General features: G+C 72.0%; 9 protein-coding genes and 1 pseudogene. 7 read left to right on the forward strand and 3 right to left on the reverse strand.

Translation table 11 applies throughout. The features are described from left to right. The first annotated feature begins 83 nt into the window (after positions 1-83). From ABT300_RS03650 to proC, 6 genes are all read left to right on the forward strand, one after another. Positions 84-401, forward strand: coding sequence for an SH3 domain-containing protein (locus ABT300_RS03650; RefSeq protein WP_351671560.1), 318 nt, complete (start codon positions 84-86; stop codon positions 399-401). 397 nt (positions 402-798) lie between these two features. Beyond that, positions 799-1,371 carry an EamA/RhaT family transporter gene (locus ABT300_RS03655; RefSeq protein ID WP_502977872.1) on the forward strand — a complete coding sequence of 191 codons (573 nt, stop codon included), beginning with the start codon at positions 799-801 and terminating at the stop codon, positions 1,369-1,371. A 63-nt stretch (positions 1,372-1,434) separates the two neighbouring features. Next, positions 1,435-2,211 carry a class I SAM-dependent methyltransferase gene (locus tag ABT300_RS03660; protein ID WP_351671563.1) on the forward strand — a complete coding sequence of 259 codons (777 nt, stop codon included), beginning with the start codon at positions 1,435-1,437 and terminating at the stop codon, positions 2,209-2,211. Between the two features lie 175 nt (positions 2,212-2,386). Beyond that, entirely contained in the window at positions 2,387-3,184 is a 798-nt protein-coding gene (locus ABT300_RS03665; RefSeq protein WP_502977874.1) for an ABC transporter ATP-binding protein, read from the forward strand. Next, positions 3,181-4,008 (forward strand): ABC transporter permease, encoded by an 828-nt coding sequence (locus tag ABT300_RS03670; protein ID WP_351671569.1) that lies wholly within the window; start codon positions 3,181-3,183, stop codon positions 4,006-4,008. Before ABT300_RS03665 ends, ABT300_RS03670 begins: the two co-directional genes overlap by 4 nt. 307 nt (positions 4,009-4,315) lie before the next feature. Continuing rightward, positions 4,316-5,128, forward strand: a complete 813-nt coding sequence (gene proC, locus ABT300_RS03675; RefSeq protein WP_351671572.1) for a pyrroline-5-carboxylate reductase — start codon at positions 4,316-4,318, stop codon at positions 5,126-5,128. Positions 5,129-5,228: 100 nt separating this feature from the next. Here proC and ABT300_RS03680 read toward each other — a convergent pair whose 3' ends face one another. Continuing rightward, positions 5,229-5,816: a cysteine hydrolase family protein gene (locus ABT300_RS03680; RefSeq protein ID WP_351671575.1), complete on the reverse strand. Its 588-nt coding sequence runs from the start codon at positions 5,814-5,816 to the stop codon at positions 5,229-5,231. 75 nt (positions 5,817-5,891) lie between these two features. On the opposite strand from ABT300_RS03680, the pseudogene ABT300_RS03685 reads away from it, so the two are divergent. Then, positions 5,892-6,853: pseudogene (locus tag ABT300_RS03685) on the forward strand (GlxA family transcriptional regulator); the annotation flags it as partial. On the opposite strand, the gene trpS reads toward ABT300_RS03685, so the two are convergent. Continuing rightward, on the reverse strand, positions 6,831-7,916 hold the full coding sequence (trpS, locus tag ABT300_RS03690) for a tryptophan--tRNA ligase (RefSeq protein ID WP_351671578.1): 1,086 nt from the start codon (positions 7,914-7,916) through the stop codon (positions 6,831-6,833). The pseudogene ABT300_RS03685 and the gene trpS overlap by 23 nt on opposite strands. A 429-nt stretch (positions 7,917-8,345) precedes the next feature. Further along, a partial coding sequence (locus ABT300_RS03695) for a hypothetical protein (protein ID WP_351671581.1) occupies positions 8,346-8,621 on the reverse strand: 276 nt, incomplete at its 5' end.

Here is an 8,621-nt window from a genome sequence, read left to right on the forward strand (position 1 = left end):
TCCGCACGCGTGTTTGATGGGCGGTTTCGGGGGAATCAACGGGACCCCATGGCAGTCATGGGGTGCAACGGGGGAGGTTTCACATGTCTGTCGAACGCGTGGAAGAGGCCGGGAACAGCGAAGCGGCGGAAGCCGTCACCGCGACCGCCGCGCTCACCTACTATCCGGTCGCGCCGGACGTCCGGCTGAACGTACGCAGCGGCCCCGGCACCGGCTACTCGATCGTCCGGGTCCTGGCCGAGGGCGCGAGGGTCCCCGTCTTCTGCCAGAGCCCGGGCACCTCGGTCTCCGGTCCGTACGGCACCACGAACATCTGGGACAACATCGCCGACGGCCAGTTCGTCTCGGACGCCTACGTGCGGACGGGCAGCGACGGATACATCGCCCCGCGCTGCTCCTGATCCAGAAGGCGGGCATTTCGGGCCGGGGCGGGAGTCTCCGCCCGGAGTGCCCGCCGGAGTCTCCGGCCCGCAGTCTCCGGCCGGGGGAATCGGGCGGGGCTTTGCAGTCGAGGGGCGAGGGCCGAGGGCCGTGATCGCGGGCGGGGGTCGCGATCCGCGGCGACTTCACCGGCGGCCCCCAGGGCGACGGCCCCAGGCGCTCACCGCTCGGGCGGCCCCCAAGTCGTTCACCGGTCGGGCGGCCCCAGGCGCTTACCGGTCGGGCGGCCCCCAGGCACTCACCAGGCAGGCCGCCCCCGGGCGCCCACCCGGCTGACGGTCCGCGAACACCCGCCAGGCAGACCCTCCGCGGGCACCCACCCGTCGGGCCGTCCGCACCCGGAGCCATAATCGTGCCGTGAGCGACGAAAACGGCACCCCGGACAGCCCGGCGGAATCCCGGCGCGCCGACGAGGTCTCCCCGGGCGCCCCCGCCGGCGCGGCAGGAGACCCCGCCGACGCCGGCCCCCGCCCCGAGCCCCTGCGGTTCTTCGGCACCACCTGGCTGGACCACGAAGGCGGCCCGCGGGGCTACGCCGTCCGGCGCGGCGCGGTCGCCCTCGGCTCACTGCTCGCCGTCGTGGTCTCGTGTCTCGTGCTGCGCTTCGCCTACCAGGGCATCGCGATCGCCGACCTGGGCGGCTTCGTGACCGTCCTGGTCGTCGTGATGTTCGCGGTGTGCAGCGCGCTCGCCTTCCGGCACACCTGGGACGGCTTCGCCAAGCGCCCCGACCCCGACCGCCAGGCGTCCCTGCGCGGACTGCTGGCGGTGGGCTTCGTCGGCTCGCTGCTCGCGTACTTCTTCCGCGCCCTCACCGAGGCGCCCGGCGAGAGACTCCACCGAGAGGAGTACGAGGCGGCCCGCCGACGGCACGAAAGCCGCACGAAGCGCCGCACCGGCAACCCGTCGAAGAAGCGCCGCCGCCGCTGAGCCGCCCCGGGCAGGGACAAGGGTCCTGTTCCGCTCCCCGCCCGCCCCGGCCACCATGGCCCCATGACGGCTTCCACTCCCGCCCCCTCCCACGCGGCCCGAGCCCGTTCCTTCGACGCCGCCGCGGCCCAGTACGCCGCGAACCGGCCCTCCTATCCCGACGCCCTCTTCGACGTGGTCGAGGACCTCGCCGGCCGCCCCCTCGCCGGCGCGCGCACAGTGGACGTCGGGGCCGGCACCGGCCTGTCGACCGCGCGCCTGCACGCCCGCGGAGCGGACGTCCTCGCCGTCGAGCCCGGGGACGGCATGGCCGCGCAACTGCGCCTGGCCCTTCCCGGCGTGCCGGTCGTCCGCGGCGACGGCAACCGCCTCCCGCTGGCCGGTTCCTGCGTCGACTTCCTGACCTACGCCCAGTCCTGGCACTGGACCGACCCGGCGCGCTCGGTCCCGGAGGCGCTGCGGGTGCTGCGTCCCGGCGGGGCGCTGGCGCTGTGGTGGAACACCGACGCCCTCGACGTGCCCTGGCTCGCCGAGGCGGCGGAACGCCTCGGCCGCCGCTTCGGGCAGGACACCGGCGCTGGCAACAAGAACGTGGACGTCCGTGTCGTCGACCCCGAGGGCCGCCTCGACCTGGTCCGTCGCACGGTCCGCTGGAGCCGCCGGGTCCCCCTGGACACCCATCTGGCCAACATCGGCAGCCATTCGATCTTCCTGGTCCACGGCGAGGAGTCGGCCGCCGCCTACCTCGCCGAGGAACGCGACCACCTGATACGGGCCTTCCCCGACGGCATCGTCGAAGAGGTCTACGACGTCGTCCTGCTGCTCGCGATCAAGCCCTGACCCGAGGCGCCCTTCCCTCCTCTTGTCCTCCCTCCGCCCGACCGTGCGCGGCGGCACCCGTCTCCGGGGCCGCCGCGCACGCATGTGCGGCCCCGGAATCCGCTCGGCTCCGCCCTGCCCGCCCCCGCATCGCAACTTGACGGCCCCCGGCTCCGCGAGCATTATTCATCGCATGATGAATTCTAAGGCGTCCGGCGCTCGACCGCCCGACGCTCCCGCCGTACGCGCCGAAGGCCTGACCGTGGTCCGTGGGCCGCGCACCGTCCTGCGCGCCCTCGACTTCACCGTCCCGCGCGGCCAGATCACCGGCCTGCTCGGGCCCTCCGGCTGCGGCAAGTCGACCCTGATGCGCTCGATCGTCGGCACCCAGGCCAAGGTCGCGGGGACCCTCGACGTGCTGGGCCGCCCCGCGGGTCACGCCGGTCTGCGCACCCGCATCGGCTACGTCACCCAGGCGCCGTCGGTCTACGACGACCTGACGATCCGCCAGAACCTGGACTACTTCGCCGCGATCCTCGACCCGGGCCGAGCGGCAGCGGACCGCCGCCGGGAGAACGTCACCCGGGCCATCGCCGACGTGGACCTCACCACCCACGCCGACGCCCTCGCCGGCAACCTCTCCGGCGGCCAGCGCAACCGCGTCTCCCTGGCCGTCGCCCTGCTGGGCGCCCCGGAGCTCCTGGTCCTCGACGAACCGACCGTCGGCCTGGACCCGGTCCTGCGCCGCGACCTGTGGAACCTCTTCCACGACATCGCCGCGATCAGGGGCGCGACCCTCCTCATCTCCTCCCACGTCATGGACGAGGCCGAGCGCTGCCACCGCCTGTTCCTGATGCGCGAGGGCGAGATCCTCGCCGACGCGACCCCCGCCGACCTGCGCGCCCGCACCGGAGCGGACACGGTCGAGTCGGCCTTCCTGCACCTCGTGGACGCCGCGACGGAAGCGGCCCGCGCGAAGGAGACCACCCGATGACCACCACGACGACCCCGGACACTCCCGACGCGCCCGACGCCCCGGACACCCCGGCTTCCCTCCGTACCACCGCCCCGACCGGCGCTCTGAACGCCTCCCGGACCGCGGCCACCGCCGCCCGCGTCCTGCGCCAACTGCGCCACGACCCCCGCACCATCGCGCTGATGATCCTCATCCCCTGCGTGATGCTGTTCCTGCTCCGGTACGTCTTCGACGGCAGCCCCCGCACCTTCGACAACGTCGGCGCGTCCCTGCTGGGCGTCTTCCCGCTGATCACGATGTTCCTGGTCACGTCCATCGCCACCCTGCGCGAACGCACCTCGGGCACCCTCGAACGCCTCCTCGCGATGCCCCTCGGCAAGGGCGATCTGATCGCCGGCTACGCCCTGGCCTTCGGAGCCCTCGCGATCGTCCAGTCGGCCCTCGCCACCGGCCTGGCCGTCTGGTTCCTCGACCTGGACGTCACCGGCAGCCCCTGGCTGCTCCTCCTGGTCGCGCTCCTGGACGCCCTCCTCGGCACCGCCCTCGGCCTCTTCGTCTCGGCCTTCGCGGCCTCCGAGTTCCAGGCCGTCCAGTTCATGCCGGCGGTGATCTTCCCCCAACTCCTCCTGTGCGGCCTCTTCGCTCCCCGGGACACCATGCACCCGGCCCTGGAGACCCTCTCGGACGTCCTCCCCATGTCGTACGCGGTCGACGGCATGAACGAGGTCCTCACCCACACCGACATGACGACCACCTTCGTCAGGGACGTCGTCATCGTCGGCGGCTGCGCCCTCCTCGTCCTCTGCCTGGGCGCAGCGACCCTCCGCCGCCGCACACCATGACCAGCCCGACCCTCCGACCCTTTGACGACGAGGCCGCTCTCCGAGCCCGTCCGGTCTTTGAGGACGAGGCCCGCTATCCCAGCCCGTCCGGCGTTTGAGGACGAGGCCCGTCCAGGGCCGAAGGGGGGTTCGGGGGCACAGCCCCCGTTTGGACGGGACGGGAAGGGGCGGCGGGGGCGAAACCCACGTCCGCCCACCGGACGCGCCGACCGACCCCCCACCCCCGGTGCGAGGATGACCCCGGACGACGACGGCATCACCGCGGCGCGCACACCCACGACGCACCCCTCCGGAGGACCCCCCAGCCATGACCCAGAAAGTCGCAGTCCTCGGCACCGGCAAGATCGGCGAAGCCCTCCTCAGCGGCATGATCCGCGGCGGCTGGCCCCCCGCCGACCTCCTCGTCACCGCCCGCCGCCCCGAGCGCGCCGAAGAACTCCGCACCCGCTACGGAGTCACCCCGGTCACCAACGCCGAGGCCGCCAAGAGCGCCGACACCCTCATCCTCACGGTGAAGCCGCAGGACATGGGCGCCCTTCTGGCCGAACTCGCCGACCACGTCCCGGCCGACCGCCTGGTCATCAGCGGAGCGGCCGGCATCCCCACCTCCTTCTTCGAGGAGCGCCTCGCCCCCGGAACGCCCGTCGTCCGCGTCATGACGAACACCCCCGCCCTCGTCGACGAGGCCATGTCCGTCATCTCCGCCGGCACCCACGCCACCGCCGACCACCTCGCCCACACCGAGGAGATCTTCGGCGCCGTCGGCAAGACGCTCCGCGTCCCGGAGTCCCAGCAGGACGCCTGCACCGCGCTCTCCGGCTCCGGCCCGGCCTACTTCTTCTACCTGGTCGAAGCCATGACGGACGCCGGCATCCTGCTCGGCCTGCCCCGCGACAAGGCCCACGACCTGATCGTCCAGTCCGCGATCGGCGCCGCGACGATGCTCCGCGACAGCGGCGAACACCCGGTCAAGCTCCGCGAGAACGTCACGTCTCCCGCCGGCACCACCATCAACGCGATCCGCGAACTCGAGAACCACGGCGTGCGGGCCGCGCTCATCGCCGCCCTGGAGGCCGCCCGCGACCGCAGCCGCGCCCTGGCCTCCGGCAAAAAGGACTGACCCACCGAAAGGCCCGACTCCCGAGAAAGACCCGACTCCCGAGAAAGGCCCGCCTGCGGAGGAGGCGAAGCGGCGTCCCGACGTCCCGGCGGCCCGGCGTTCACCCGCCGGCCGCCCCCACGATCTCCTTCGTGGTCACCACGCGCGCGAACCCGCCCCCGTGCAGCGACACCGCCGAGGCCTGCGCCAGCTCCTCGGCGCTCCGCCGCCAGCCGAACGGCCCCTCCAGACCGAACGTGTACGTCGCGTCGTACGCGAACAGCACGTCGTACCCGAGGTTCCCGCCCATCCGCGCCGTCGTCTCCGCGCACATGTTGGTCTGGATCCCGGCCACCACGATCTGCTCGATCCCCTGAGCCGTCAGCCAGGCCCCCAGATCCGGCGTCCCGAGGAACGCCGAGTTCACCGTCTTCGTGACGAGCAGCTCGGGTCCCGCACCCCGCCCCCTTCGTGCCTGCACGTACTCCTTGAAGTCGTTGCCCTGACAACCCGCCCGCAACGGCGACCGCGGCCCCGACGAGTTGTGCCGCACGAACACGACCGGCCGCCCCGAGGCCTGCCAGACGTCGATGAGGGCGGCGATGTTGTCGTCCGCCTCCGGATTGTTGCGCTCGCCCCAGAACCCGAGCTCCTCGAAGCCCTTCTGCACGTCCACGACCACCAGCGCTGCGTTCTCTGCGATGTCCATGCCCACGATCCTGCCGCCGCCCGAGGACACGCCCCAGAGGTACAGAAGTCATCGATCGATAGTTTACTGCCAGCCATGAAGAAGCCCGCCCACCGGGTCGCCCTCGTCGCGTTCCCCGGCATCCGCGCCTTCGACGTCTCCGTCATCAACGAGGTCTGGGGAACCGACCGCACCGACCGCGGCGCCCCGGCCTTCGAACTGCGCCGCGTGGCCGTCGACCCCACCACGCCCGTCCCGATGCGCGGCGGGCTGGCTCTCTTCCCGGACCGCACCCTGGCCTGGCTCTCCCGCGCCGATCTGGTCCTCGTCCCCGGTCTGGACGACCACCTCACCCCGGCGCCCGCACCCGTTCTCGACGCCCTCCGGCGCGCCCACGCACGCGGCACCACCCTCGCGGCCCTCTGCGGCGGCGCCTTCACCCTCGCCCAGGCGGGCCTCCTCGACGACCGCCGAGCGATCACCCACTGGAACCTCGTCGACCTCCTCCGCACCCACCACCCCCGGGTCGACGTCGTCCCCGACGCCCTCTTCATCGAGGACGACAACATCTGGACCGCCGCCGGCACGGCAGCCGGCATCGACCTCTGCCTCCATCTGGTCCGCCGCTCCCACGGCGCGGAAGCGGCCGCCGCCATCGCCCGCTCGATGGTCACCGCCCCCTTCCGCACCGGCACCCAGGCGCAGTTCATCGAGCACCCCACGCCCCGCGCGGACCGGGACGCCGACGCCCTCGCCGCCGTCCGCGAACACGCCCTGCGCCGACTGCACGAACCGCTCACCGTCGCCGACCTCGCCGCGCGCGGGCATGTCGCCGCGCAGCTTCGCCCGTCACTTCACCGCCGAGACGGGGGCGACCCCTCTGCGCTGGCTCCTCGACCAGCGGATCGCCGCCGCCCAACGACTGCTCGAGCGCACGGACCTCGCGATGCCCGAGGTCGCCCGGCGCGCCGGCTTCGGCAGCGAGGTCACGATGCGCCAGCACTTCGCATCACGCCTCGCCACCAGCCCCCGCGCCTACCGGGCCGCGTTCAACGCAGCCTCCGCCGCAGACGCCGTCACCGCCTCCGCCGTGATCCCGGACTGCGCATCCGCCGCCGCCTCCGTCAGCGGCGGGAGCAGCCCGATCGCGCGATAGGCCCGGTCCACGACCGGCCGGGCCATGCCCCGCGCCTTCTCGGCCCCGTCCCGCAGCACCCTCTCCACGTACCCCGGGTCGGCGCACAGCTCCCGGTGCCTGGCCTGCAGGGGTTCCAGGACCGCGACCACCGCCTCCGCGGCGTCCTTCTTCAGCGCGCCGTACGACCCGTACCCGGCGCTCATCGCCGCCGGATCCCCGCCGGTGCAGGCGGCGAGGATCTCCAGCAGGTTCGCGACCCCGGGCCGCCCCGCCCGGTCGTACACGACCTCCCGCCCGCTGTCGGTGACGGCTCGCATCATCTTCCTGCGCACCACCTCCGGCTCGTCCAGCAGATAGACGATGCCGGGCCCGAAGTCGTCGCTCTTGCCCATCTTGGACGCCGGCTCCTGCAGGTTCATCACCCGCGCCGCGACCGCGGGCAGCGTCGCCTTCGGCACCACGAACGTGTGCCCGTACCGCTGGTTGAACCGCCCCGCCAGGTCCCGTGCCAGCTCCACATGCTGCGCCTGGTCGTCCCCGACCGGCACCTCATGGGTCCCGTAGGCCAGGATGTCCGCCGCCATCAGCACGGGATAGGTGAGCAACGACAGCCGCACACTGCCCCCGCGCTCCCGCTCCCGCGCGGCCTTCTCCTTGTACTGGATCATCCGCCGCATCTCGCCGTCGGTGGCCACGCACTCCAGCAGATACGACAGCCGTGCGTGCTCGTCCACATGACTCTGGACGAAGACGGTGCACAGGTCCGGATCCAGCCCCGACGCCAGCAGCAGCGTGGCCGCCTGCCGGCTCAGCCGTCGCACCCGCGCCGGATCATGGTCGACGGTCAGGGCGTGCAGGTCTACGACGCAGAACAGGGAGTCGGCCCGGTGCTGGTCGACCTCGGCCCACTGCCGGAGCGCGCCCAGGTAGTTCCCCAGCGTCAGATGCCCGGTCGGCTTGACTCCGCTGAAGACCCGCTTCATCTCTCCACCTCCTGGTCGAGACCGCCGTTCCGGCCGGCCGGCCCCCGGGTTCTGGTGGGAGAGACTAGAACGGCCGCCGGAGCGGCGGCCGTTGAGTGCATACGTGAACACGGCCGCCTGTCAGGCGGCCCACCACAGCTGGGTGCACGTACGCGTAGTCATGGGAGCCAGCGTACGCCTCCGGGGTGCTCCCGGGACATGAGTTGACACACCCAGGCGTGAAACGTAGTGTTCTCCGAGTTGTCCGACGTGAGCGCCGACCCCGGTCGGTCCCCGGACAGCCATTCCGCAGGTACCAACCAACTACTCGACAACAGTCGACTCGTCTGCTGTCGCGTTCATTGGCGTGCGTATTCGCGAAATGAGGAATCCGCGTTCGAAAGTGCGCAGCCCCCGATTGGCTTCGGAGGCCGGGAATCCGCTAAAGTCTCACCCGTCGGAACGGCCCAACAGCCGGGAAGACGACTCCCGCTGACTGGGAATCAGGGCCGAAAGGGTCTGGTAGAGTCGGAACCGCCGGAAAGGGAAACCGCGAGATAAGCGGGGAACCTGGAAAGCACCGAGGAAATCGGATCGGGAAACGGTCTGATAGAGTCGGAAACGCAAGACCGAAGGGAAACTGCCCGGAGGAAAGCCCGAGAGGGTGAGTACGAAGGAAGCGTCCGTTCCTTGAGAACTCAACAGCGTGCCAAAAATCAACGCCAG

Source organism: Streptomyces sp. NPDC001027 (assembly GCF_040299045.1).
GTDB lineage: Bacteria > Actinomycetota > Actinomycetes > Streptomycetales > Streptomycetaceae > Streptomyces.

Bases quoted from the DNA above. Each gene is read 5' to 3' on its own strand.
- ABT300_RS03650 (WP_351671560.1), top strand. From the start codon at position 84: ATGTCTGTCGAACGCGTGGAAGAGGCCGGGAACAGCGAAGCGGCGGAA.
- ABT300_RS03660 (WP_351671563.1), top strand. From the start codon at position 1,435: ATGACGGCTTCCACTCCCGCCCCCTCCCACGCGGCCCGAGCCCGTTCC.
- ABT300_RS03665 (WP_502977874.1), top strand. From the start codon at position 2,387: ATGAATTCTAAGGCGTCCGGCGCTCGACCGCCCGACGCTCCCGCCGTA.
- ABT300_RS03670 (WP_351671569.1), top strand. From the start codon at position 3,181: ATGACCACCACGACGACCCCGGACACTCCCGACGCGCCCGACGCCCCG.
- proC (WP_351671572.1), top strand. From the start codon at position 4,316: ATGACCCAGAAAGTCGCAGTCCTCGGCACCGGCAAGATCGGCGAAGCC.
- ABT300_RS03680 (WP_351671575.1), bottom strand. From the start codon at position 5,816: ATGGACATCGCAGAGAACGCAGCGCTGGTGGTCGTGGACGTGCAGAAG.
- trpS (WP_351671578.1), bottom strand. From the start codon at position 7,916: ATGAAGCGGGTCTTCAGCGGAGTCAAGCCGACCGGGCATCTGACGCTG.